Origin of the sequence: Bacillus sp. FSL K6-0073 (assembly GCF_038006085.1) — a bacterium.
GTDB lineage: Bacteria > Bacillota > Bacilli > Bacillales > Bacillaceae_G > Bacillus_A > Bacillus_A cereus.
Map to the genome: position 1 here is coordinate 430767 of NZ_JBBOUN010000001.1, position 25239 is coordinate 456005.

Below are 25239 nucleotides of genomic sequence, written 5' to 3' on the forward strand. Positions count from 1 at the left end.
ATATTCATATATTTTGTTTTTTTGTTTATGTTGATTAAGGAAGGTGGATATTAATGAAAAAATATTGGCATAAGTTATCGTTCCTTCAAAAGAACGTCTTATTAACCGTATTAGTTATTTTGACACTTGTTGGAAGTATGGGTGCATTAAGTTTCAACATGTTTCAAAATAGTATGATGTCTTTATTTGAAAGGCAGTCTATTGAAACAGGAGAAATAGTATTGAAAAAATTGGATGTAGAATTAGTTAGAGACATGGCGAAAGATCCTACAGCCGAAAAAGTGAAAAAAGAAAAGTTAACAGAGAAATTAGATGAAGTGTCAAAAGAATTGAAAAGTGTTGGACAAACGTATGTTACAGGAGCAAAGCCGAATGAAAAGCGAGAATTACAACTCGTTGGTTTGACTACAGAGTTAACAAATGCGTTTCCTATAAAGCCGGGAGATTATTATGAACAACCCGCTCATTGGATGAAGGCATACGATAAAGTGATTGATACGAAAAAGGCCCAAATAACAGAAGTATATGAAGATGAAATAGGTTCGTGGGTGACAATATTAGAACCAATTACAGATGGAGAAAACAATATTGTTGCAATTATTGCGGCTGACTTAGATGCTTCCATTGTTCCTATTACAAAAGAGAAGTTTATGATACAGGGCTTACTCTTTATCATTATTTCATTAGCAATTGCGACTATTACTCAATTCTTTATCGTGCGTCACTCGTTAGCTCCATTAAAAGATTTACGAGAAGGGTTACGTAAAATTGGTGAAGGTGACTTAAGTGTTAAATTAAAAGAAAGACCAGATGATATTGGAATTATTAATGTTTATTTCAATAACACGATTGAAAAATTTAAAGGGATTATAGATAAAGTAAGGCAAACTGCTGAGCAAGTTTCTTCTTCTTCACAAGAATTGTCGGCGAGTACAGAGGAAAACAGCATGGCAGTTCAAGAGATTGCAAATTCTATTGAAGGTTTAAGAGTAGGGGCACAGTCTCAAAAAACTTCAGTACAACAATGTTTAGGAATTGTACATGGAATGGAAGATAAGGTAGAAGAAATAACTGGGGCTGCAAAACAAGTTGCGGTTGCTTCTGAAGGTATGGAACAACATTCAATTGAAGGTAATGAAGTGATTGGACAAATTATTAATCAAATGAGTTTAATCCAAAATGCAGTACAAGATTTATCTTCCATCATTTATTCGTTAGAAACAAGGTCAAAAGAAATTAGTGATATCGTAACTGTAATTACAGGTATTTCAAATCAAACAAATTTATTAGCTTTAAATGCTTCTATTGAGGCTTCACGTGCTGGAGCAGCTGGAAGAGGGTTTGCAGTTGTTGCTGATGAAGTACGAAAATTAGCAGAACAAACGGAAGCGTCTGCAAAAGATATAGCGAAATTAATTGGTGAAACACAAGCTGAGACAGAAGATGCTGTAGTTTCCATGCAAAAAGGTTCAAGAGAAGTAGAAACTGGAATTTCGCTTGTTCAAAGTAGTGGAGATTTCTTTGAAAAAATCTCAAAATCAGCGCAATCTGTTACAGATCAAGTAAAAGCTGTTTCTGGTAATTCGAGTGACATTTTACAAAATAGCCAGAATATTGTTCAAGTCGTAAATGAATTATCACATATTGCAAATACTTATGCCAACAGCAGTAGTAATGTTGAAGAAAGCATGAAAGAGCAAGAAATATCAGTACAAGATATTGCAGAATTAGCGACTTCTTTAAGTTGGCTTTCTCAGGAATTACAAGAGCTTATTGGTGAGTTTAAAAGCGAATAAGGAGAAAGTTCAATTCTAATCAAGGGAATCCTCCCTTGATTATGAATTGAACTAATCTGCCCTTTAATAAGGGATGAAAAAGGTGTGAATTTTCACACCTTTATTATATTTAAGAGAGGAATTTACATAAATATGAAATTAGCAATTTCTTATAGTGAGATGGTAAAAGAATTTTTAGGAAAAGTAGAAGGAAGTATTAAAATACCTAAAGATGTGCAAGGAACGGAACTTAGGATAAAAAGGAAAACGGAACTGTTTTCAAATTTGACTCACATTGTGGATTTAATAGGAGCGACTACAACGTGGTTATATCATATTTCTAAAGAAAAACATATTGTCGTGCTTTATCATGTAAGAGGAAGTTTATTTCCGATTACTATTGAAGTTTCTAATTTTCTCTCCTATGAAAGTTTAAATTTACAAATTGAAGAGCAACTGGAGCAAATTAAAGAAATGAATGAGGAAGAAATAGAAGAGTTTCAAAACGGTAATACATTATATGAAATGTCACCTATTATTATTGGTGAAACATATTATGAGCTACAAGACATGAATACATTACAATTTGTATTTAGTAAAAATATGAAAAGTGTAGAAATAATATTTAATAGTGTTAATTGGAAAGAGACAACGATTACTCGTTATGCACAACAAATACAAGGTGTTTTAATTGATATATCACGAAATACTAATAAGTATATAAAACGTTTTAATATTATTACAGAGGCCGAGATGGCACTTTATAGTCAAGTGAATGATACGACAGCAGTATATCCTGAGAAAAGTATCGTCGATATGTTCTATAATACTGTTACTCAATTTCCAAATCGTATAGCTTTATCTTCAAGGGAAGGTACTTTAACTTATGAGGAGCTAAATAAAAAAAGTAATCAAATAGCTCATATGTTAATTAAAAACGGCGTCCAATTAGGAGACTATGTTGGAATATTTATGAAACGTAGCATAGACACAGTAGTAAGTATGGTAGCTATATTAAAAGCTGGTGCAGCGTATGTTCCGATTGATCCAGATTATCCCGAAAGTAGAATACAGTACATTATTCAAGATAGCCAAGCGAAAGTTATATTGATGAAAGAGACGCCTATAACATGTGATGGGGTTCAAACAGTTTCAATGTATGATAGTGAAACTTATGAAGATACAGATGTAAAGTTGTCTATTCATTGTGATGATGTAGCTTATATGATTTATACATCTGGTTCAACAGGGAATCCAAAGGGAACGATGTTAGCACATAGAGGCGTTGTTAATCTGTATACTTGGATGAAAAAGCAATATGAATTGACAGAAGAGGATGTATTTGCCCAATTTCCTTCCTTTAGTTTCGATGCCTCTGTATGGGAGTCATTTGCTTCTTTATTCTGCGGAGGAAACTTGTATGTATTACTAGAGGAAGAGCGATTGTCTGTAGAAGCATTTGCAAATGCAATCTATAAAGTGAAAGCAACTTCAATCTTGGCATTAGCAACAATTTTTGTTCGACAAGTAGCAACTTATTTAGCAGGAGAAGATATATATAAGCTAGCTTCCCTAAAAAGAATTGCGATTGGCGGTGAAATGTTGCCTGTAGAGGTTATTAAATTGTGGAGAGAAAGAATAGGTACAAATGTTGAAATTTATAATGTATACGGACCGACAGAATGTACTGTAGTGACGACAACCTATAAAATACCTAGTCAGTTAAATGAGGATGTTGCGAGTATTCCCATTGGTAAACCATGTGCTAATTATCAAGTTATGATTTTGGATGAGAATATGAATCTTTGTCCAATTGGTGTACCTGGTGAATTATATATAGATTCAGTGGGATTAGCAAAAGGGTATTTTAATAAGCCTAATAAAACAATTGAAGCTTTTATTCCGAACCCTTTTAATCCTATAGTTAATATATATAAAACAGGTGATATCGTTAAGTTGCTAGAGGATGGAAATATAGAGTTTTTACATCGGAAAGATGATCAAGTAAAAATTAGAGGACATCGTATTGAACTAGGAGAAATCCAAAGTAAAATTTCTCATAATCATAATATAAAAGAAAATGCTGTTTTTGCTAAGAAGAGTAAGGAAGGTAGCCAATATTTAATCGCGTTCTATACAACTTTAAATAAAAAAGAAATACCAGAATTAGTTTATCAGTTACAAGAGCAATTACCAGATTATATGGTGCCATCTAAACTAATTTATATTAATGAATTACCACTTACACCTAATAAAAAGATTGATGTTAAGAAGTTAGCTCAGTTAGAAGAAAAGTATGAACCGGTTCGTCTACAAGAATATGTTGCACCTTCTAATAAAGCAGAAAAACAAATAGCGAACGCTTGGGCAGAAGTATTAGGAATTTCAAAAGTTGGAGTACATGATGATTTCTTTACAATTGGTGGACATTCATTAAAAGTATTACGAGTTTTAACATTGTTAAAAGAAGATTTCTCACATTTAACAATTCAAGATTTCTTTAAAGAAAGAACGATATATGGATTAGCTCGAATTGAGCGAGAAGTAAAAGTAGAGAAAGAAGAAGTATTTCGTGAATATAAAGTGATTCACGAACCAGATACTATCACGTATGCAAACGTTTTGGAAGAAACCCAGATTTCAAATGTCTTTTTAACAGGAGCTACTGGTTATTTAGGATCACACATATTATATGAATTGTTGAGAGATACATCTGCTACTATTTATTGTTTAGTAAGACCAACGAAAGATGTGCAGCAAAGAATTATAGATACATTAACAGGCTACTTTAATGATATATGTGAAGAATGGTTACAGCGTATACAGGCCGTAGCTGGTGATCTGGGAGAAGAGTATCTTGGGATGAGCGAAGAAGAATTTATGTTCATCAGTTCTAAGATGGATACGATAATTCATTGCGGTGCAGATGTAAGACATTTTGGAGATGTAAAACAATTTGAAAATATAAATGTCCAAGGAACTAGCCGTATGCTAGCATTAGCGGAGAAAGGTGCTACATTCCATTTTATTTCTACAATTGGTATCCCGTTAGAATTAGCGGTAGATCAATGGGATACATACATGAAAACTGGTGATTTTAATTACAGTGTAGACTTAGAGAATGTATATTCAAATAGTAAACTACAAGCGGAAAACATTGTTCGTGAAGCAATGAAAAATGGTTTGCGCGGAAATATTTATCGTGCAGGTAATTTAGCATGTCATTCAGAAACAGGTTCGTTCCAACAAAATATTGAAGGAAACGCATTTTATCGTCTTATTAAAACAATGCTATTAATTGGGAAAGCACCAAATGTGAAGTGGAAAGTTGATTTCACACCAATTGATTTTGCTAGTAAATCAATTGTATCGTATTTACAAGATGCGCAAATTGTAGGAGAGACGTTACATATTTGTCATCCACATCAAATTGAGTTTGAACAATTTATACAGCTAATTGGAGAGTGTGGATACAATCTTGAAATGGTTCCACTTTCAGAATATGTAAATACCGGACTTGCATTAGCGAAGGGAAATGAAGTAATAGCAGAGTTAATTGCTTCTCAAGTTGCAGGAGATGGAGCGCAGCAATCTGAAATTGTAATGGGTACGCGTAGAACGAATGAATGGATTAAGAAAAAAGAATTGATAGTACCAGCAATTAATAAAGAATTTATTCAGCAGTTATTAGCTCATGGTGAAAAAGTTGGTTATTTTCCAAAAATAATGAAATGATTATGCATGCTTTTGTTTGTTCAATAAAATAAATCATGCTACAATGAAAACGAATTAAGGACCGGGGAGCCAATTGGCTGAGAGGATGTAAGTAAACATCGACCCTCAACCTGATCTGGATAATGCCAGCGTAGGGAGTTACTTAAAGTGATGTAGCATATGTTATTCTGTAATAACTTGCATACAAGGCTTTCCTACGCAGTAGGAAAGCCTTTTCTTATTTTTGAAATTTAATTTTATAAGGGGGATTTTATTATGTCACAACAAGTTACAATGTCATTTTCAGTAGTACCACAAGCGAAAACGAAAGATGTATATTCTGTTGTCGATAAAGCAATTGAAGTTGTGCAACAATCGGGAGTTCGTTATGAAGTAGGGGCAATGGAAACAACTTTGGAAGGAGAATTAGATGTACTTCTTGATGTCGTTAAACGTGCGCAACAAGCTTGCGTCGACGCTGGAGCAGAAGAAGTGATTACTTCTATTAAAATCCATTATCGTCCAAGCACTGGTGTAACGATAGATGAAAAGGTTTGGAAGTACCGTGATGAATATGCAAAACCAGAAGCAATCTAAACTTATTACAACTATTTGGCTTATCCTTCTCATTGCGATATGGGAAGGATCTGTTTCATTATTTAAAATCGAACCGTGGATTTTACCAAAGCCTTCTGCCATTGTTCAAGAATTAATTGGGATGAAAGATTTACTATTACCAAATACGATGCAAACACTGCAGGAAGTTATAATTGGACTATTCTTTGCAATTTTATTGGGGACGAGCATCGCAATTATTATGGACGTTATACCGTTATTTCGTATTTTAATAAATCCATTGCTCGTTATTTCGCAAACAATTCCAATTGTTGTACTTGCACCGCTATTTATTATTTGGTTTGGATATGGGATGTTACCGAAAGTAATGGTCGTAATACTCGTTTGTTTCTTCCCAATTGCGCTTAGTATTTTAGAAGGTTTTCAAACAGTAGATAAAAACATGCTGAAACTGTTACAAACAATGAAGGCGACAAAATGGCAAGTTTACCAGAAAGTAAAATTTCCAGCAGTGCTTCCATACTTTTTCTCAGGTTTAAAAATTGCAGTTACATATAGCGTAATGGGGGCAATTATCGGAGAATGGCTCGGTGCAAGTGAAGGATTAGGCGTTATGCTTACGAGGGCTACAAAATCCTTTTTGACTGCCCGAGTATTTGGTGTTGCAGCAATCATCGTTATAGTGACATTATTCCTGTATTTTATCGTAGAGTTTATGGCAAGAATAACAGCACCATGGATATATAGAAAGGACGGCAGAAAATGAAAAAAGGTTTGAAAGTTATGTTAGCTGCCTTAGTAGCGGTAGGTGTGGCTGGATGTAATCCGGCGAAGAAAGAAGAAAGTGCAAGTAAAGATCAAAAAGTAAAAGTAGTATTAGATTGGTTTCCAAATACGAATCATACTGGCTTGTATGTAGCGCAAACGAAAGATTATTACAAAAAGCAAGGATTAGATGTAGAAATTATTCAACCAGGTGACAATGTAACAGCAGAGCAAATGATAGCATCAGGAAAAGCAGACTTCGCAATAAGCGCACAAGAAAATGTAACGTTAGCTCGTGTAGAAGGAATTCCTGTTGTATCTGTAGGAGCGATTATTCAGCATAACACTTCAGCGTTTGCATCGCTTAAGAAAGACAATATGACGTCCCCGAAAGATTTTGAAGGTAAACGTTACGGCGGCTGGGGAGGACCAGCAGAAGAAGCGACATTAAAGACGATTATGGATAAACATCAAGCTGATTTTAATAAAGTTGAAAAAATCATCTTAGGACAAACCGATTTCTTTAAATCAATTGGCCGTGATGCAGACTTTGAATGGATTTATTACGGATGGGATGGTATTGAAGCGAAGCGTCAAGGAAAAGAGTTAAATACGATTATGGTGAAGGACTTAGATCCAGCGCTTGATTTCTATAGTCCTGTTATTATTACGAGTGAAAAACATACGAAGCAAGATAAAGACTTTGTGAAAAAGTTTATGAGTGCAACGACAGAAGGTTATAATTTTGCAATTAAGGAACCGAAAGAGGCTGCTGATATTTTAATTAAAGCTGTTCCAGATGTGAATAAAGATTTAGTTCAAGAAAGCCAAAAATGGTTAAGTACGAAGTATCAAGATGATGCTAAAGCATGGGGAGTACAGAAGGAAGAAATTTGGACGAATTACATGAATTTCTTATATGACAACAAAGTTATTAAAAAGAAAATCGATGTAAAAGATGCTTTTACAAATGAATTCCTTCCAAGTGAAAAATGAGCGGATTACAAATAAAAAATATAGTGAAATCTTTCGACGGAAAGAATGTATTAGAGAATATTAGTGCCTCTATACAAGAGGGAGAGTTTGTTTCCTTTGTAGGACCGAGTGGTTGCGGGAAAAGCACATTATTAAACATGATTGCAAATGCTGAAAAACCAACAAGCGGGAACGTAACGTATAAAGATAAGCAAGTACAAGAGCAAGATGTTGTTAGTTATATGCCACAACAAGATTTATTACTACCGTGGCGATCAGCTTTGCAAAATATCGTTCTTCCGTTAGAAATTGAAGGAAAGCCGAAAAAGCAAAGGCTGACAGAAGGAATGGAAGCATTAAAGCAGTTCGAACTAGATGAATATGCAGACCATTATCCAGATGAATTGTCTGGTGGTATGCGTCAAAGAATTAGTTTTCTGCGCACATATTTATGTGAAAAGCCAATTATGCTGCTTGATGAGCCTTTTGGAAAGTTAGATGCATTTACAAAAATGGAAGTACATAGCTGGCTTTTAAACTCTTGGCATCAAGAGAAGCAAACAATCATTATGGTTACACATGACTTAGATGAGGCAATCTTGCTTTCAGATCGCGTATTTATTTTATCTCAAAGACCAGCGTCAATAGTTGGTGAGGTACAAGTGAAATTACCTAGACCGAGAACGATGGATATGTTAACATCACTCGAATTAAAAAAGGATAAAGAAGAGATTTTAAGTGTGTTAGCTCCTTATATGAAAAAATAGAAAAAGCTGATGTTTTAATTTTAGACGAACGGACCAATCATTTGGATGTAGAAACTAAGATGGATTTACAGGAAGCGTTACAACAATACAAAGGAACGGTTTTAATTGTCTCACATGAACCTTCTTTCTATGAATCGTGGATAACAAAAGTATGAAATATAGAAGAATGGAATACTCAACAATATGAATAAAGAAAAGGCATTAGCTTTTATGAGCTAATGCCTTTTCTTTGTGATTAACATGATTTTCGAGAACTCTTACATGAGAATTGTATGAAGAAGCACTCTTATGGTGCGCTTATAAGCGTGCTTTTTCTTTTGTTATATTTATAATAATACGAAAGCCTTTCCCTAACAGGTGACTATCTTTCTTTATATATATAGATAGTTCAAAGTGGAATGAAAATAATTCCTATATGTAAAGAATAATATGGATATTATAGGAAGACAATAGAAATTAAAGGGAATTCATGTAAAATTCAAATGAACTTCATATAAACTTCATATTATAAAATGAATGTAATAAACTTAATATAATTATAATAAGTTATTATTATAATTTGATTTTCCGTAAAATTAAAAGTTTGAATTTAGGAGGTATTACTCAAACCTAAATTCAAACTTTAGTGAAGTAATTAATGGATATTACGTCTAGTTTTCGCTAATGACGGCATTTAAAAGTTCGGCAGGATTACCTGTTCCTGCACCGCCAATTGTAATAGATCCACCAGGAGGAATTTCACCATTCCATCCTGCGTTCGTAATTACATAATGATTATTTGTTTTACTACTAATTTTAGAATCCCAAACTTGTGTTAAATTGCCGCTATAATCAAATTCTAATTTCCAATTTTTAATAGGAGTCGTTCCATTATTTTTAATTATAATCGAGAAGTTATAACCACTGCCCCAATTCGAAGTGACTGAAAATGTAGCAGTACCATTTCCATCAGGAGGTGTTGTATTAGCTTCATCTGTTTTGACAGTAAAAGCGGTAGGTTGTGATTTATTTCCAGCAGCATCTTTGGCAATTACTGAAAATGTGTATTCCGTATTAGGTTTTAAGTTTTTAATTGTAATGCTATTTGTTGTTGTACTCCATTTCTCTTCTCCAGCAGTAATTTCATATTCCGTAACTCCTACGTTATCAGTAGATGCAGTCCAGTTTAATTGAACTGAGTTTGAATTTTTATTCGTAACTACAATGTTTTTAACATTCGTTGGTGGCTCAGTATCTTTTTGACTAATAGGTCCACCAAGTAATTCTTTTACTAGCGTATCAAGTAATTTTGGACCACTACAACTATATTTTGGACTTGTGCGGCAATCTCCGCTTAGTTCCCAAAACATTGCTCCACTTAAACCTTTCGTCTTTATATAGTCTGTTTTGTATTTCATAGATTCATTGTCATCGTAGCTAATAAATGTGCCTGTAGTTGCATTATATAAATAAGGTACTTTAGCTGTGTCATTCCAGTAGCGTACAAAACCATTTTTATTAACGTAATTGGCTGCTAAATCACCGTAATCATACACACCCGTGTCACCGGTAGAATAATCATCCCAAGTACCTTTAGAAGCAAGTTTCCCATCACTACCTGGTTTGCAAGGTTGATATTGTCCGTTATTTTCTTTGCCACAACTTTTCCAGCCACGTCCGTAAAAGGGTACGCCTAATACTAGTTTATCGACTGGAACACCTTCATTTGTATAAACATTTATAGCACCATCTACGTAAAAATTCGTATTTGCTGCTGGGTCATTTGGATCCTTATATAGAGCTGCATTATGATTAGAAGTAGCTTCCCATCCGCCGTGGAAATCATATGTCATAATATTAATCCAATCGAGTATTTGAGAAATTTTCTTTAGCTCTGTATGATCAGCGTAGCGTTGGCTTGCGCCTGAAGCGATTGTTAGTAAATATTGTTTGCCATCTTCAGCACCTGCTTTATTCAAAGCATTTCGGACGTCTTGAAGAAGGAGAGTGAAATTTTGCTTATCTTCAGGACGGTAACTACCACCAGGAATCGTTTCAACGCCCGGATATTCCCAGTCTAAATCTACGCCATCAAACCCATATGCGCGAAGAAAAGCTACTGTAGAGTCAGCAAATACTTTTCTTGTTTTTTCATCAGCGGCCATATCAGAAAAGCGGTTAGACCAAGTCCAGCCACCAACGGAAATAATTGTTTTTAAGTGAGGATATTTAGCTTTTAATCGTTTTAGTTCACCGAAATTTCCGCAACGGGCATATTTATCGCAATCTTCCCAAGTTGTCCCTGAGCCAGGATACGATTTGGTAACATCAGCCCATGGTTCCCCGAGTACGAGAGTACCATTAGGAACCTCTTTATTTTGCAATGGTACACCAGATTCTTTACAGTTCCACGTTTGTTTATTTGGATTATCAGGATGAGTAGAAGGGTTTCCATGTTTTCCATTCCAACAAATATCCGCGAAAGCATAGTTAAGGTGAGTAAGTTTTGATGCATCAATGTCAGCAACTTGATAATTACGTCCGTAAACGCCCCACGAAGGAAAGTACCCAACAATTTTTTGACTTTGCTTTGGTGAATCTGCTAATGCGAGATTTGGAGTAATAAAATTTGTGAGAAAAAGAGGTAAGAAAAGTAGTAGGGATAGTAATAGCAGTGTGAATTTTTGAGACCTCATAGCCATTTCTCCTTTCAAAATAAAAGATATATTTAAAGGCATACGCCAATAAATCAAAATGAATCTAGACGTGTGAAACGTCTAGATAAAATGATCAGACATCACGAAGTCTATACAAGGGAGCTGGGGTGATTAAATCGTAACAAATGTAAGATTTAGTGTAAACGCTTTATTAAGTTGAAAAAGACTTTCTCAATACAAAAAGGCTTGAATACAAACTATATATGAAAACGAAAAATCGGTATGGGAGGAAAAAGCTCATTATAAATAAATTTGAGAAAAAATTGTATGGAGCCAATTATTAAAGACGTAGAAAGATAAGGAAATATCATGTAAAATAATAGTAAAAATATGTAAAGGAGGGAATAGTGTGGATGTGTTTTTGAACATTGCTGAAGAGAAAATTCGACAAGCAATACGGAATGGTGATCTTGATTATATTCCGGGAAAAGGAAAACCACTACAATTAGAAGATCTTTCAATGGTACCTCCAGAACTTAGAATGAGTTATAAAATTTTAAAAAATGCGGGAATGATTCCACCAGAAATGGAACTACAAAAAGATATATTAAAAATAGAAGATCTAATTGCTTGCTGTTATGATGAAGAAGAGAGAAAGAAATTACGAGAAGAGTTAACAGCAAAAACTCTGCGTTTTCAGCAGGTAATGGAAAAGAGAAAGATTAAAGATAGTTCAGCTTTTCGTATGTATCAAGACAAAGTATTTCGTAAATTACGTTAAGAGGGATAAGATGAATACATTTAAAACGATAGAAGAATTAGCGACCTATATCGAAGAACAACAATTGGTACTTCTGTTTATTAAAACGGAAAATTGTGGTGTTTGTGATGTTATGCTAAGAAAAGTAAATTGCGTATTAGAGAATTATGATTACGTAGAGAAAATAGAGATATTACTACAAGACATGCAAGAGATTGCGGGGCGATATGGAGTATTTACAGGGCCAACAATTTTATTATTTCATAATGGAAAAGAAATTCTTCGTGAATCACGCTTCATTTCACTTGAAAATCTAGAGAGAACCATTCAATTATTCGAGGAATAAGGGAGGCTTTTAAATGGAATTTATTATTGTCATACTATTATTTGTTGTAGTTGGAACAATCGTAACAGCAGTTCGATCGAACAAGAAGAAGGTAAATCTTACAAAACAAAATAACATTCATAATTCATCTAACAGCTCATCACCATTATTTTTCTTTGCTGGATCTGATAATGATAGCTCGCATGATGGCGGCTCACATGATTGTGGAGGATCTTTTGGTGGAGATAGCGGAGGAAGCTGCGGTGGCGGTGGTGATTGATAAAAATGCGCCTTATATTAGGCGTATTTCTTTTTAAACAAACGTTTGATTAGTCGGCTTACATATGCATAAACACAGTTAAACAAACGTTTGTTTAATATTTTTAACATACTAAGGGGAATGGAAATGAAAAGGGAACCGAAAGTGAAAAATAAGGGGAAAGTAGTGTTATTTTTATTAGCTGCGGGAGGCGTATTTCTTGTTAAATTAGCATTTAAATTTGGAACCATACATATGATTCGAACTTGGTTTGAAAGTACGTTTTCTTAAATAAGGAATATAGCCTCTTGCGATAGAGGTTTTTGATTTGTTATTATTAGACTGAACGGTCGGTTTAAAGAGGTGTGAATATGAGAAGAAGCGCAGAAGAGATAAAGAAAGAAATTGCATATAAAGCAGAAAGTCTATTTTCACAGAAGGGCTACGCAGCTACATCTATGGAAGAGATTTGTGAAATTACAGAGCGAAGTAAAGGAAGTATTTATTATCACTTTAAAAGTAAAGAAGAATTATTTTTATTTGTAGTGAAACAGCATACGTATGATTGGATTGAAAAATGGAATGAAAAAGAGAAGTTGTATAGCACTAGTACTGAAAAACTATATGGTCTCGCAGAATATCATGTAGAGGACATACAGCAACCAATTTCAAATGCAATAGAGGAATTCTCTATGAGCCAAGTTGTAAGTAAAGAGATTCTGGATGAACTGTTAGCTTTAACTAGAGAATCATATGTTATGTTTGAGAAATTAATTGAAGTAGGTATACAGTCTGGAGAGTTCCGTGAAGATAATACTCGTGATCTTATGTATATTGTAAACGGATTATTATCAGGACTTGGAGTGCTTTACTACGAATTAGATTATAAAGAGCTGAAACGTATTTATAAAAAGGCAATAGATGTATTGTTAAAAGGAATGGCAGCTGAATAATAGGTCAGTTGCTTTTCTTACAAAATAAATTAGACCGAACGGTCGGTTTGTGAAAGGGGAATGAAAATGAACGCTTTATTTAAAAACCGAGCATTTATGCTCGTTATGGCGTCTGATATTTTACAACAATTTGCAATTTGGATCAGAAATATGGCTCTTTTGTATTTTATAATGGAGCGAACGAATAATGATCCAGTTTCTGTTTCGTTGTTATCAGTTATGGAATATGCACCTATTTTTATTTTCTCGTTTATCGGTGGTGCGCTAGCTGATCGCTGGAATCCGAAAAGAACAATGGTCGCTGGAGATGTATTAAGTGTACTGTCTATTATAGGAATTGTCTTGTTGTTAAAAATGGATTATTGGCAGGCTATATTTTTTGCAACACTCATTTCCGCGATTGTAGGTCAGTTTTCTCAGCCCTCATCTTCGCGTATATTTAAGCGCTATGTAAAAGAAGAAGAGGTAGCAAATGCGATTGCATTTAACCAAACATTACAGTCATTATTTCTGATTTTTGGACCAGTGGTAGGATCGCTTGTGTATACACAACTTGGTTTATTTATGTCACTATATAGCTTAATCATTTTATTTTTGTTATCAGCTATCGCCCTTTCATTCTTACCAAAATGGGTTGAAAAAGAGCAGGTGGCGAGAGACTCATTAAAAAATGATATAAAAGAAGGTTGGAAGTATGTTCTTCATACGAAAAATTTACGTATGATTACGATCACTTTTACAATTATGGGTTTAGCTGTTGGATTAACGAATCCATTAGAAGTATTCCTTGTAATTGAACGTTTAGGCATGGAAAAAGAAGCTGTTCAATATTTAGCGGCAGCTGACGGAATAGGTATGTTACTCGGTGGTATTGTTGCTGCAGTTTTCGCTTCAAAAGTGAATCCGAAAAAGATGTTTGTATTTGGTATGGGTATATTAGCGATGTCATTTTTAGTAGAAGGGCTATCTACATCATTTTGGATTACTAGTTTCATGAGATTTGGAACAGGTATTTGTTTAGCTTGTGTTAATATCGTTATCGGTACACTTATGATTCAACTTGTACCAGAAAATATGGTTGGAAGAGTAAATGGGACGATTTTACCACTGTTTATGGGGGCAATGCTAATTGGAACTTCACTAGCTGGAGGATTAAAGGAACTAACTTCACTAGTTACTGTGTTTTGTATAGCAATGGCACTTATTTTATTAGCGATAGGGCCAGTTGTACGCATGCAAATAAAAAAAGAAGATGTTGCTAATAAAGAGGCACTAACAAATTCGTTAGTTTCGAAATAACTATTGTAAGGGAGCAAAATTGCTCTCTTTTTCTTTGAGGAACTTTTGACAACTATATGAGCCAATTATATACTGATGTTGTAAAAATAATTTTACAGATTAGGAGCAATGGTGTGAAAAATCAAATCCATGAATTACGCACTGAAAATAATATTTCACAAGGCGCATTAGCTGATAAATGTAAGGTTTCTAGACAAACGATAAATGCAATTGAGAATAATAAATATGATCCAAGTTTAGCGTTAGCATTCCGTTTAGCTGAAGTATTAGGGACAACTGTTGATAAATTATTTTTGTACAAGCAGTAGAGTCGTTCGTTATAAGGCGCACCTTTAAAAATAAAAAAGATCCTCTTCTTATGAGAAGAGGATCTTTTCTTATAGCGTTTTAGTCTTTGGACTAGGTGGTGTAACGGATGTATTATTTTCTGGAACTCTAGTTAGTAAGAATCCTCCGATAATAAACAGAACAATAATACTAAGAACACCAGCGTTTGTTTTTCCTGTTAATTGCGTTGTAACACCGACTAATACCGGACCCATAATTGCGGCGAACTTACCAAATATATTATAAAATCCGAAGAATTCATTAGCAGATTCTTTTGGTACTAGTTTTGCAAAGTATGAACGACTTAGTGCTTGAATACCACCTTGAGATGTAGCAACTAGCATTGCTAAAATCCAAAAATCAAGTGTCGTTTTTAAGAAATAAGCATATGTGCAAATAATGATATAAATAATGATACCGACATATAACATTTTTTTGCCAGTAAATGTTTCAGATAATTTTCCGTATAGTAAAGCAAATGGACAAGCGACAATTTGTGTTACAAATAATATGATTAATAGATTCGTTGCACTAATACCGAGATCGGTTCCGTAAGCGGTAGACATAGTAATAATTGTATCGACTCCGTCAATATAGAAAAAGTAAGCGATTAGAAACATAAATACAGTTTTATATTCTTTAATATTTTTAAAAGTATCAGCAAGACGTTTGAAGCTCATTCTAATAGGTCTTGGATGACGCTCAATATAGTGTGTTTGCTCTACGTTTTTTAGCATTGGAATTGTAAATAACCCCCACCAAAGAGCTGTTATCGCAAAGGAAATTTGACTAGCAATGCCGACCGATAAGGGAATAGTTCCTTTTTGAGAAAGAATAATAAGAGCGATACAACCGATAAAAGGAATTGTACTCCCGATATAACCTAATGCAAATCCTCTTGTAGAAATTCGGTCCATTCTATCTTCAGAAGTGACGTCCACTAAAAATGCATCATAGAAAATGTTTGCTCCAGCAAAGCCGATTAAGGCGAGCATATAGCACGCTAGCAATAAGTACCACTGAGAGGTTGGAACAATTGCTAACATACTTGTAAATACGATACCAAGTCCAAAGAAGAATGTGAAAAATCGTTTTTTAAATCCTTTATAATCAGCAACTGTGCCGAGAATAGGGGCAAGTATAGAAATTAAAAGTGTTGCGAATGAGTTTGCATATCCCCAATATGCTGTTGAAGTTGCCCCAGATAGTCCAGCTTCTTTTGAAGCTGCTTTAAAGTAAATTGGAAATAATGCAGTTGTAATGACGAGCGAGTATACAGAGTTCGCCCAATCGTATAATATCCAGCTTTTTTCTTGTCTGGACATTTTTTTCATATAATGTTCCCCCTTAAATTTGTTTTACTAACAGTGTACAAAAATAAAAATTATAAAAAGAGAAACAGTGATGAATTTTACATAACTTTTACATATATACACAGTTCTTTACAATTGGAGTAAATCCTCTACAATTGCTCCGTCTGTTTCACCTAAGTGTAAACCTAGTAGTCTAGCGATAGTTGGACCTTCATCAATAAGTCTCATATATGGGATTGTCACACCACTTTTTATGCCTTTTCCGGCAGCGATAAAAATTGTTTCATAGTTAGGTTTTGTTGGAGAGTATCCATGCGTACCAAATGTATATTTTTTACTAGGCGTAACATCTTTTTCGGTAATTTCTTTTATGAAATCTCCTGTATAGTTTTCAGTGAAATAATACCCTTCTCGTGCTTCTAACATGAATAAACAATTACCGTCTGCACCGCAGTCTTTCGCAGCTTCATCATGAAGTATAAATTCAATTCCGTTTTGTTTATTTTGAAGTAGGTCTTCAAGGAGTAGTTGTACCTCCCGAATTGTATCCGTATCATTTTTGTCCTTTACATATACATAGGCAGAGCCGTCGCAACTTTGGCAATAGGCTTTCCAGTCTACTAATTTTCCTTTTTTATTAAGAGATATAAGTCCTCTTTGATGGAATAGCACATTTAATTGGATGGATTTGTTTTCACTTAAAGCGCTATGATCACCAAGGGCAATAATTGTACTTTCTTCGTATAGGTCACTTTCTTTTAGTGCTTGAATAATTTTCCCTAGACGTTCGTCATGTCTCTGGATAGCAGCTATTGTTTCGTTAGATTTAAAGCCGTGATAGTGTCTTTGGGTGTCTAGATCGGTGAAATGTACAAACATGACATTAGGCTTTTTCGTCTGGATTGTATGCACAGCAGAGGCGAGGACGAAATCATCCAGCTCTGGTTGTGATAAACCATTTCTTATATGGCCGAAACGACGATTTAAATCTAATTGGTATAGTGGGCTACCGCTAAATAAGGAAACTAACACTTGATTTTGCCAAGGTCTATTGGGCTACCGCTAAATAAGGAAACTAACACTTGATTTTGCCAAGGTCTATTGGGGAAAATTTCTGGTAAATTTTAATCGATGTTCGCTCTTCCAGTAACAGGCCATAGAAGGGCGGCTGTCGTTAAATTTGCTTTGCGCGCTTCATCATACAATGTTGTTCCTTTTATTGATTTTCGGTACCAATGCCAATCAGGTGATTCACGCCCTGGTTGAAGTAACGTATTGCTAACAACACCGTGCTTGTTAGGGTAATTACCGGTTACGATTGTTGAGTGGCTTGGATATGTTACAGAAGGATAAATTGGTTCTACTTTTTCGACAACCGTGCCCTTTTTTATTAGAGATTGGAAATGAGGTAGTTTTTGTAGTATAGGAAAATCTAAAGCTGATAAACAGTCGAATGATAAAATAATGACATGGTTTGTTAATGCTTTACCCATAAAGTTCCCTCCTGATTATATAAAACCTATTCTTATATATTACTATTAATACCTAGTAATAAAAATATATTTTTAGGTGAAAATTTATTATTTATTTTCAGAAAAATTAAACATATAATTAAGTATAAGGGAATCTATGGAAGGAGGAAACACTATGGATTGGTTAGATGGATTTGGTATCTTTTACATCATTGGTGGAATCACGATTATCCTTGTATTTGCTATTTCATATTTACTAAAGAAACGGTTTCCAGACAAACAGTTCGATATTATATTTGCACTTAGTTTAATACTTCTTTGCTTAGCGTCCTTTCCCGTTACAATGATGGTTATTGGTGGGTGGGAAGGAATGGGATATGGATTTATTGGTTTCTTCGTCCTACTTGGTACACTTATCGGTATGATTGCACATCAACTTGTGAAAATTACGCGGAAAAGCTACGTATAAAACTGCAAAAAATGAAAAGAATATATAATAATAAGAAAATTAGCTATTGTTTTAAAAAAGAATTTGTATTATGATAATCAACAAATTTATTTCGTTATAACGATGAAAAAGGACTAGTACATGTTCAACCTTTTTAGCAGAGAGAGAATCCGCCAGGCTGAAAGATTCTTAAAAAGGCAATATGGAACCTGCCTTTGAGTTCTGCATATGCAGCGGGAATTTCCCGTTATCAAAAAGAGAGCATGCGCAATTTTTGTGCATGAATCAGGGTGGTAACGCCGGCAAAGCTCGGTCCCTATTTAGGGACGCGGGCTTTTTTGTATTTTCTAGAAGGAGGAAGACTGACTATGGCAAAAGAACAAGTGCAAGCCATTACGAAGATGGAAGAGGACTTTGCACAGTGGTATACCGATATTGTAAAAAAAGCCGAACTTGTTGATTATTCAAGTGTAAAAGGGTGCATGATTTTACGTCCGTATGGTTATGCCTTATGGGAGAATATGCAGAAGGTGATGGATGAGAAGTTAAAAGAAACTGGCCATGAAAATGTATATATGCCAATGTTTATCCCAGAGAGTTTATTGCAAAAAGAGAAGGATCATGTTGAAGGATTTGCTCCTGAAGTAGCATGGGTTACGCATGGTGGAGATGAAAAGTTAGCGGAAAGACTTTGTGTACGTCCTACATCTGAAACTTTATTCTGTGAGCATTTTTCAAAAATTGTGCAATCCTATAATGATTTGCCAAAGTTATATAATCAGTGGTGTTCAGTAGTTCGTTGGGAGAAGACAACTAGGCCGTTCCTTCGTACGACTGAATTTTTATGGCAAGAGGGTCATACAATCCATGAAACGGCAGAAGAATCGCAGGCTGAAACATTAAATATTTTAAACTTATATGCTTCTTTCTGTGAGGATTATTTAGCAATACCAGTTATTAAAGGACAAAAAACAGAAAAAGAGAAGTTTGCTGGAGCAAAGGCAACTTATACAATTGAAAGTTTAATGCATGATGGAAAAGCACTTCAAACAGGAACCTCTCATAACTTTGGCACGAATTTCTCAGAAGCATTTGATATTAAGTTTTTAGATCGTAACGGTAAGTGGCAATATGTGCACCAAACATCTTGGGGTGTATCAACAAGAATGATAGGCGGGCTAATAATGGTTCATAGTGATAATAATGGACTTGTAATGCCACCAAAAGTCGCTCCAGTGCAAGTTGTTATTGTACCGATTGCTCAGCATAAAGAAGGAGTTTTAGCAAAAGCAATAGAGTTACAAGCACATATTCAAAAGGTTGCACGAGTAAAAATAGATGCTAGTAATAAAACACCAGGCTGGAAATTTAATGAGTATGAAATGAAGGGGATTCCAATTCGATTAGAAGTTGGCCCTAAAGATATTGAAAAGAATCAAGTTGTACTTGTAAGAAGAGATACGAAGGAAAAAGAGTTTGTACCAATGGATCAATTAGAAGAACGTATTCCAGCATTACTTGAAGAAATTCATATTGCTTTATTTAATAAAGCAAAAGCATTTCGCGATGAGAATACGTATGTTGCGACAAATTTCGAAGAGATGAAAAAAATAGCTGACGAAAAGCAAGGATTTATTAAAGCGATGTGGTGCGGGGAATTAGCTTGTGAAGAGAAACTAAAAGAAGAAGTTGGAGTATCTTCTCGCTGTATGCCTTTTGAGCAAGAGCATTTAGCTGAAGAATGTATTTGTTGTGGTAAAGAAGCTAAACAAATGGTGTATTGGGGAAAAGCGTATTAATACTTTTTCTGATAGGTGATAAAAAGGACTTTGGGCTGCATAATAAAGTGCAATCCAAAGTCCTTTTTAGTTTTATACAGTATTTCATGTATTCTTTAGATGGAAGTATGTTGCTCTTATTTTACGTTTTTACGACGAATAAACAGTAACATACCAATTAGGAATGTTGAAAGACCCATTAAAATAGATGCAGGATAATGTGTTGCTGTATTCGGTAATTTATCACCTTGTTTTTTCGTATTATCTTTTACGTTCCCCCCCTGAGAATTGCTATCGCCTTTAACACGCTTGCCACCTTGAGAGCCATTCCCCCCTTGAGAACTGCTATCACCTTTAACGCGATTGCTACCTTGAGAGCCATTCCCACCGTGTGAGCCACTGCCACCAGAACCGTTACCACCAGAGCCGTTGCTACCAGAACCGCTGCCACCAGAACCGCTGCCACCAGAGCCGTTGCTACCAGAACCGTTACCGCCAGAACCACTGCCACCGGAACCGCTGCCACCAGAGTCATTGCCACCAGAACCGTTACCGCTAGAACCGTTACCGCCGAAACCATTGCCACCAGAGCCACTGCCACCAGAGCCACTGCCACCAGAGCCACTGCCACCAGAACCGTTACCGCCGGAACCATTGCCGTCAGAGCCACTGCCACCAGAACCGTTACCGCCGGAACCATTGCCGTCAGAGCCACTGCCACCAGAACCGTTACCGCCGGAACCATTGTCGTCAGAGCTGCTACCACCAGAACCATTACCGCCGGAACCATTGCCATCAGAACCACTGCCACCAGAACCATTACCGCCGGAACCACTGCCATCAGAACCGTTACCGCCGGAACCATTGCCACCAGAGCCACTGCCACCAGAACCGTTACCGCCGGAACCATTGTCACCAGAACCACTATCGTCCTGAGAACCGTTATTTCCTGGAGGTTTATTATTATCCTTTGAGTTTCCTTCTGCAAAATGATCGCTATTTTGTACAATAGCGTTTGTTAATGGTTGGAAGTTTTCAGTTGCAGCATTACCGATATTTAAACCGCTAAAAAAAGATAAAGAGAGTGTTGATGCTAAAATGAAGATTTTCGTCATGGTTTTCCTCCTAAGAAATTAATATTCCATCAATACATCCCTTTGTAATATTTCTTAGGAAAAAGAGTTTTATGCAAAAAAAACTATATATAGAAAAAGGTGGTGTATTTGTCAAAGCAGAAAAGAGTTAATGTAGATTTTCTACAAATAGTAGAGGGGGAGAATTTACATTCATAACGGTAGAGGAAGTGGCAGCAGATGAAAGAGTATATAGCGTTTGATATTGGCGGTACGCAAATTAAGTATGGTATTGTTTCAGAAATAGGGAGAGTATTAAAGCGTAAAACAGTTGCAACAGAAATTCATTTAGGCGGAGAACAAATTATTCAAAAACTTACATATGTATCCCAAAAAATAATGAATGAACATACTATTGCAGGAATTGGTATTAGCACTACGGGAATTGTTGATATTAATAAAGGAATTGTGACGGGAGGTGCGGATCATATTCCGGGATATAGTACGATTCCTATTATTGATAGATTGCAAGAGATATTAAAAGTTCCAGTATCGATTGACAATGATGTGAATTGTGCAGCGTTTGGAGAAAAGTGGAATGGTAGTGGAAGAGAGAAAGATAACTTTATTATGCTCACCATTGGAACAGGGATTGGGGGAGCAATTTTTATAGATGGAGAATTGTACCGAGGACATTCATTTAGTGCTGGTGAATGGGGGAATATGCTAATAGAAGGAAAAACGTTTGAAGAGGTTGCTTCGATTTCAGGATTAATTCGGCTTGTAAGAAAATATAAAGGCAAAGGCGAGTGGAATGGGAAAAGAATTTTCGAGTTGTATGATAAAGGAGATAGAGAAGTTGCTCAAGCAGTTGGGATTTTTTTTAAACATTTGGCAATCGGAATTAGTAATCTTGCTTATATTTTTAATCCAGAAACGATTATTATTGGTGGAGGAATTACCGATAGAGGAAATGAGTTTTTAAAAGAAGTAAAAGAAGAGATCAGTAAATACTTAAATCAAGAGATTTATAATAATTGTGAGATTGAACTTGCGCAAAACGGTAATTGTGCAGGAATGATTGGTGCTATTTACCACTTCTTACATCATCATAAGTAAATTATATGAATGTTTTCATATAACTGAGAATTTATCCTTTTTATCGCTAGGTAAATAATGCTACAATATAAGAGAAGAATACAATATTTTCCGATTTGGAAAATGCTTTGTAGAAAGGGAGAAACTTCATGCCTATTATTTTAGAAAAAGGTCAAAAGATCGATTTAACGAAAGGACAACCAAAAGTAGCAAAACTACAGGTTGGCTTAGGCTGGGATCCAATTGGGCAATCAGGTGGATTTCTGTCTTCATTATTTGGAAGTAAACCAAATGTAGATTGTGATGCATCTGTTGTTATGTTAGAAGGAGATCGTTTTTTAAACAAAAATGATTTAGTTTACTTCGGAAATAAACTTTCTACTTGTGGTAGTATTATTCATTCAGGAGATAATTTAACAGGTGAAGGCGCTGGTGATGACGAAACAATTTTCGTAGAATTACATAAAGTTCCGAGCCGTATTAATCGTTTAGTATTCGTTGTAAATATTTATGACTGTGTAAATCGTCGTCAAGATTTCGGGATGATTCGTAATGCATATATTCGTATTCAAAACCCGCAAACTGGTGAAGAATTAGCACGCTATAATTTATCGGATAATTATGCTGGCAAAACGACTCTAATTGCAGGTGAAATGTATCGTCAAGGAAGTGAATGGAAATTCTCAGCAGTTGGAGAAGGAACGCAAGATAAAAACTTAAGTGAGATTGTATCACGTTATCAATAAAATAAACTGAGGAGGAATTGTATATGGCGTCAATTTCATTGAAAAAGGGACAAAAGGTAGACTTAACAAAAACGAATCCAGGTCTTTCGAAAGTTCTTGTAGGACTTGGTTGGGACACGAATCGTTATGACGGACAAAACGATTTCGACTTAGATGTTAGTATTTTCTTAGTAGGTGCGAATGGTAAAGTTTCAGGAGCTGAAGATTTCGTTTTCTATAATAATCCAAAAGGTGCGAATGGTGCTGTAGAGCATTTAGGAGATAACCGCACTGGTGAAGGTGAAGGCGATGACGAAGCGATTAAAGTAGATTTGAAAAATGTTCCTGCTCACATCGAACGTATTTGTTTCACAATTACAATTTATGATGGAGAAGGCCGTAGCCAAAACTTCGGACAAGTTTCTAATTCTTTCGTACGTATTTTAGATGAAGAAAAGAATGCAGAATTAATTCGTTACGATTTAGGAGAAGATTTCTCTATTGAAACAGCCGTAGTAGTAGGTGAATTATATCGTCATGCAGGTGACTGGAAATTCAATGCAATCGGAAGTGGATTCCAAGGTGGATTAGCGTCTCTATGTAATAACTTTGGTTTAGATGTAGAGTAATAGATTTGATTTATATATCCATTGGTGAAATGTATGTTTACTGATGGATATATTTTTAAAGATAAACATATAGAGGTGAATATAGATGGTTATTCAATTACAAAAAGGCCAGAAAATCGATTTAGGTAAGACAAGCCCTGGTTTAACAAAAGCAGTAATTGGTCTTGGATGGGATATTAAATCTTATGACGGTGGAGCTGATTTCGATTTAGATGCATCTGCCTTTTTATTAGATGCAAACGGAAAATGTACGAAGGAAACTGATTTTATCTTCTATAATAATTTACAGTCTCCTTGTGGATCTGTTTTACATACAGGAGATAACCGTACAGGTGAAGGTGAAGGTGACGATGAGCAACTTGTTGTGGACTTGAAGAAAGTTCCAGCAGATGTGCACAGAATTGCTATTACAGTTACGATTTATGATGCAGAAGGCCGTAGTCAAAACTTTGGGCAAGTAGGAAATGCGTTTGTTCGTTTAGCGAATGAAGAAACGAGTGAAGAAGTTCTTCGTTTTGACTTAGGGGAAGATTTCTCCATCGAAACAGCAGTTGTCTTTTGTGAATTATACCGTCATAATGGACAGTGGAAGTTTAATGCAGTAGGAAGTGGATTCCAAGGTGGTTTAGGTGCGCTTGTAAGAGCGTATGGCTTGGATGCATAGAAAGGAAACGATATTCGTTTCCTTTTTTTGACCTTTCTATAAATCTAGCAAAGAATAGGGGATAAAGGTAAGATGAGTATTTTGCAAGGAATCCTTGATACGTATGCTCAGTTTTTTGACTTGGACATGTGGATTAAAGTGTTGCAAGATCCAGTATCTTGGGGATTAATTGGTACACTTGTTGTACTTGAAGGGTTGTTATCTGCTGATAACGCACTTGTGTTAGCAGTAATGGTAAAACACCTTCCTGAAGAGAAACGTAAAAAAGCATTATTCTATGGACTTATTGGAGCTTATATATTCCGCTTTATTGCAATTGGAATTGGAATGTTCTTAATTAAATTATGGTGGGTAAAACTTCTTGGTGCACTTTACCTTGCTTGGTTATCAGTAAAATACTTTATTGATAAGCGTAAAGGTGCAGGTGAAGAAGAGGAAGCTCATGGTATGAACCAAAACAGTATTTTCTTCAGAATGTTCGGTGTCTTCTGGGGAACAGTTGCAATGGTCGAATTAATGGATATCGCATTCTCTGTAGATAGTGTACTTGCTGCATTTGGTGTATCTAATGAAGTTTGGATTTTATTATTAGGCGGAATGCTAGGTATTTTAATGATGCGTGGTATTGCCGGTGTATTCTTGAAATTGTTAGAGCGTATTCCAGAGCTTGAAACGACAGCATACATTTTAATCTTAATTATTGCATCGAAAATGTTACTGTCTTTAATCGAGATTGAGATTAGTCATACACTATTCTTTATTATTTTAGTTGTAGCATTTGGAGCAACATTTATAATTCACTACATGAAGAATTCTGGACAAGCTAAAGAAGAAGTTGCAGTTACTAAAGAAGACAATAAATAATTGAAATGGGTTTGCTCGTTTTGTGAGCGCCCATTTTTTATAAC

At 35.3% G+C, this 25239-nt stretch carries 23 protein-coding genes, 2 pseudogenes, 1 riboswitch and 1 other annotated feature; of the genes and pseudogenes, 21 read left to right on the plus strand and 4 right to left on the minus strand.

Annotation, left to right across the window (positions count from 1 at the left end):
• Nucleotides 1-53: 53 nt before the first annotated feature.
• The 7 genes and pseudogenes from MHB52_RS02240 to MHB52_RS36720 all read left to right on the plus strand — a co-directional run.
• On the plus strand, nt 54-1796 hold the full coding sequence (locus tag MHB52_RS02240) for a methyl-accepting chemotaxis protein (protein WP_061662940.1): 1743 nt from the start codon (nt 54-56) through the stop codon (nt 1794-1796).
• A 132-nt stretch (nt 1797-1928) separates the two neighbouring features.
• Entirely contained in the window at nt 1929-5510 is a 3582-nt protein-coding gene (locus tag MHB52_RS02245) for a non-ribosomal peptide synthetase family protein (RefSeq protein ID WP_016117103.1), read from the plus strand.
• A 52-nt stretch (nt 5511-5562) separates the two neighbouring features.
• Nucleotides 5563-5664: riboswitch (TPP riboswitch) on the plus strand.
• Nucleotides 5665-5765: 101 nt separating this feature from the next.
• Nucleotides 5766-6086 (plus strand): MTH1187 family thiamine-binding protein, encoded by a 321-nt coding sequence (locus MHB52_RS02250; protein WP_000082906.1) that lies wholly within the window; start codon nt 5766-5768, stop codon nt 6084-6086.
• The gene (locus MHB52_RS02255) at nt 6058-6831 is read left to right on the plus strand and encodes an ABC transporter permease (RefSeq protein WP_001057165.1); all 774 of its coding nucleotides are present in this window, start codon (nt 6058-6060) and stop codon (nt 6829-6831) included. The genes MHB52_RS02250 and MHB52_RS02255 overlap by 29 nt, the downstream gene beginning before the upstream one ends.
• Nucleotides 6828-7826, plus strand: a complete 999-nt coding sequence (locus MHB52_RS02260) for an ABC transporter substrate-binding protein (protein WP_000715573.1) — start codon at nt 6828-6830, stop codon at nt 7824-7826. Before MHB52_RS02255 ends, MHB52_RS02260 begins: the two co-directional genes overlap by 4 nt.
• Entirely contained in the window at nt 7823-8572 is a 750-nt protein-coding gene (locus MHB52_RS02265; RefSeq protein WP_016117104.1) for an ABC transporter ATP-binding protein, read from the plus strand. The genes MHB52_RS02260 and MHB52_RS02265 overlap by 4 nt, the downstream gene beginning before the upstream one ends.
• Nucleotides 8569-8727, plus strand: a pseudogene (locus MHB52_RS36720) (ABC transporter ATP-binding protein); the annotation flags it as partial. The gene MHB52_RS02265 and the pseudogene MHB52_RS36720, both read left to right, overlap by 4 nt.
• Nucleotides 8728-9222: 495 nt before the next feature.
• On the opposite strand, the gene MHB52_RS02270 reads toward MHB52_RS36720, so the two are convergent.
• Nucleotides 9223-11247: a glycosyl hydrolase family 18 protein gene (locus MHB52_RS02270; protein WP_016117105.1), complete on the minus strand. Its 2025-nt coding sequence runs from the start codon at nt 11245-11247 to the stop codon at nt 9223-9225.
• 370 nt (nt 11248-11617) lie between these two features.
• On the opposite strand from MHB52_RS02270, the gene MHB52_RS02275 reads away from it, so the two are divergent.
• The 7 genes from MHB52_RS02275 to MHB52_RS02305 all read left to right on the plus strand — a co-directional run bounded on the left by MHB52_RS02275 (nt 11618) and on the right by MHB52_RS02305 (nt 15112).
• Nucleotides 11618-11989 (plus strand): DnaJ family domain-containing protein, encoded by a 372-nt coding sequence (locus MHB52_RS02275; protein ID WP_000382367.1) that lies wholly within the window; start codon nt 11618-11620, stop codon nt 11987-11989.
• Nucleotides 11990-11999: 10 nt separating this feature from the next.
• Complete coding sequence (locus tag MHB52_RS02280; protein WP_001091336.1) at nt 12000-12314, plus strand: thioredoxin family protein; 315 nt, start codon at nt 12000-12002, stop codon at nt 12312-12314.
• 13 nt (nt 12315-12327) lie between these two features.
• The gene (locus tag MHB52_RS02285) at nt 12328-12573 is read left to right on the plus strand and encodes a hypothetical protein (protein ID WP_000394369.1); all 246 of its coding nucleotides are present in this window, start codon (nt 12328-12330) and stop codon (nt 12571-12573) included.
• 126 nt (nt 12574-12699) lie between these two features.
• Nucleotides 12700-12843, plus strand: coding sequence for a hypothetical protein (locus MHB52_RS02290; RefSeq protein ID WP_000817981.1), 144 nt, complete (start codon nt 12700-12702; stop codon nt 12841-12843).
• An 80-nt stretch (nt 12844-12923) separates the two neighbouring features.
• The gene (locus tag MHB52_RS02295) at nt 12924-13505 is read left to right on the plus strand and encodes a TetR/AcrR family transcriptional regulator (protein ID WP_001254434.1); all 582 of its coding nucleotides are present in this window, start codon (nt 12924-12926) and stop codon (nt 13503-13505) included.
• A gap of 66 nt (nt 13506-13571) precedes the next feature.
• Entirely contained in the window at nt 13572-14804 is a 1233-nt protein-coding gene (locus MHB52_RS02300) for an MFS transporter (protein ID WP_016117106.1), read from the plus strand.
• A gap of 56 nt (nt 14805-14860) precedes the next feature.
• Entirely contained in the window at nt 14861-15112 is a 252-nt protein-coding gene (locus MHB52_RS02305) for a helix-turn-helix transcriptional regulator (RefSeq protein WP_080119155.1), read from the plus strand.
• Between the two features lie 69 nt (nt 15113-15181).
• Here MHB52_RS02305 and MHB52_RS02310 read toward each other — a convergent pair whose 3' ends face one another.
• Together MHB52_RS02310 and MHB52_RS02315 are read right to left on the minus strand one after the other, a co-directional pair.
• On the minus strand, nt 15182-16465 hold the full coding sequence (locus tag MHB52_RS02310; protein ID WP_016117108.1) for an MFS transporter: 1284 nt from the start codon (nt 16463-16465) through the stop codon (nt 15182-15184).
• 108 nt (nt 16466-16573) lie between these two features.
• Nucleotides 16574-17937: pseudogene (locus tag MHB52_RS02315) on the minus strand (alkaline phosphatase family protein).
• 154 nt (nt 17938-18091) lie between these two features.
• Here MHB52_RS02315 and MHB52_RS02320 point away from each other — a divergent pair.
• Both MHB52_RS02320 and proS read left to right on the plus strand, forming a co-directional pair.
• Nucleotides 18092-18385 (plus strand): YesK-like family protein, encoded by a 294-nt coding sequence (locus tag MHB52_RS02320; RefSeq protein ID WP_000383853.1) that lies wholly within the window; start codon nt 18092-18094, stop codon nt 18383-18385.
• A gap of 93 nt (nt 18386-18478) precedes the next feature.
• Nucleotides 18479-18685: a binding site (T-box leader), on the plus strand.
• A 47-nt stretch (nt 18686-18732) separates the two neighbouring features.
• On the plus strand, nt 18733-20163 hold the full coding sequence (gene proS, locus MHB52_RS02325) for a proline--tRNA ligase (RefSeq protein ID WP_001040974.1): 1431 nt from the start codon (nt 18733-18735) through the stop codon (nt 20161-20163).
• Nucleotides 20164-20279: 116 nt separating this feature from the next.
• Here the strand turns inward: proS and MHB52_RS02330 are convergent, their stop codons facing one another.
• The gene (locus MHB52_RS02330) at nt 20280-21257 is read right to left on the minus strand and encodes an LPXTG cell wall anchor domain-containing protein (protein ID WP_340767299.1); all 978 of its coding nucleotides are present in this window, start codon (nt 21255-21257) and stop codon (nt 20280-20282) included.
• A gap of 198 nt (nt 21258-21455) precedes the next feature.
• On the opposite strand from MHB52_RS02330, the gene MHB52_RS02335 reads away from it, so the two are divergent.
• From MHB52_RS02335 to MHB52_RS02355, 5 genes are all read left to right on the plus strand, one after another.
• Nucleotides 21456-22334: an ROK family protein gene (locus MHB52_RS02335; protein ID WP_061663397.1), complete on the plus strand. Its 879-nt coding sequence runs from the start codon at nt 21456-21458 to the stop codon at nt 22332-22334.
• 128 nt (nt 22335-22462) lie between these two features.
• Entirely contained in the window at nt 22463-23059 is a 597-nt protein-coding gene (locus MHB52_RS02340; protein ID WP_016117112.1) for a TerD family protein, read from the plus strand.
• A gap of 23 nt (nt 23060-23082) precedes the next feature.
• Nucleotides 23083-23667 carry a TerD family protein gene (locus tag MHB52_RS02345; RefSeq protein WP_000146726.1) on the plus strand — a complete coding sequence of 195 codons (585 nt, stop codon included), beginning with the start codon at nt 23083-23085 and terminating at the stop codon, nt 23665-23667.
• Nucleotides 23668-23752: 85 nt separating this feature from the next.
• Nucleotides 23753-24331 (plus strand): TerD family protein, encoded by a 579-nt coding sequence (locus MHB52_RS02350; protein WP_000236643.1) that lies wholly within the window; start codon nt 23753-23755, stop codon nt 24329-24331.
• Between the two features lie 72 nt (nt 24332-24403).
• Nucleotides 24404-25195, plus strand: a complete 792-nt coding sequence (locus MHB52_RS02355) for a TerC family protein (RefSeq protein ID WP_016117113.1) — start codon at nt 24404-24406, stop codon at nt 25193-25195.
• Nucleotides 25196-25239 lie beyond the last annotated feature (44 nt).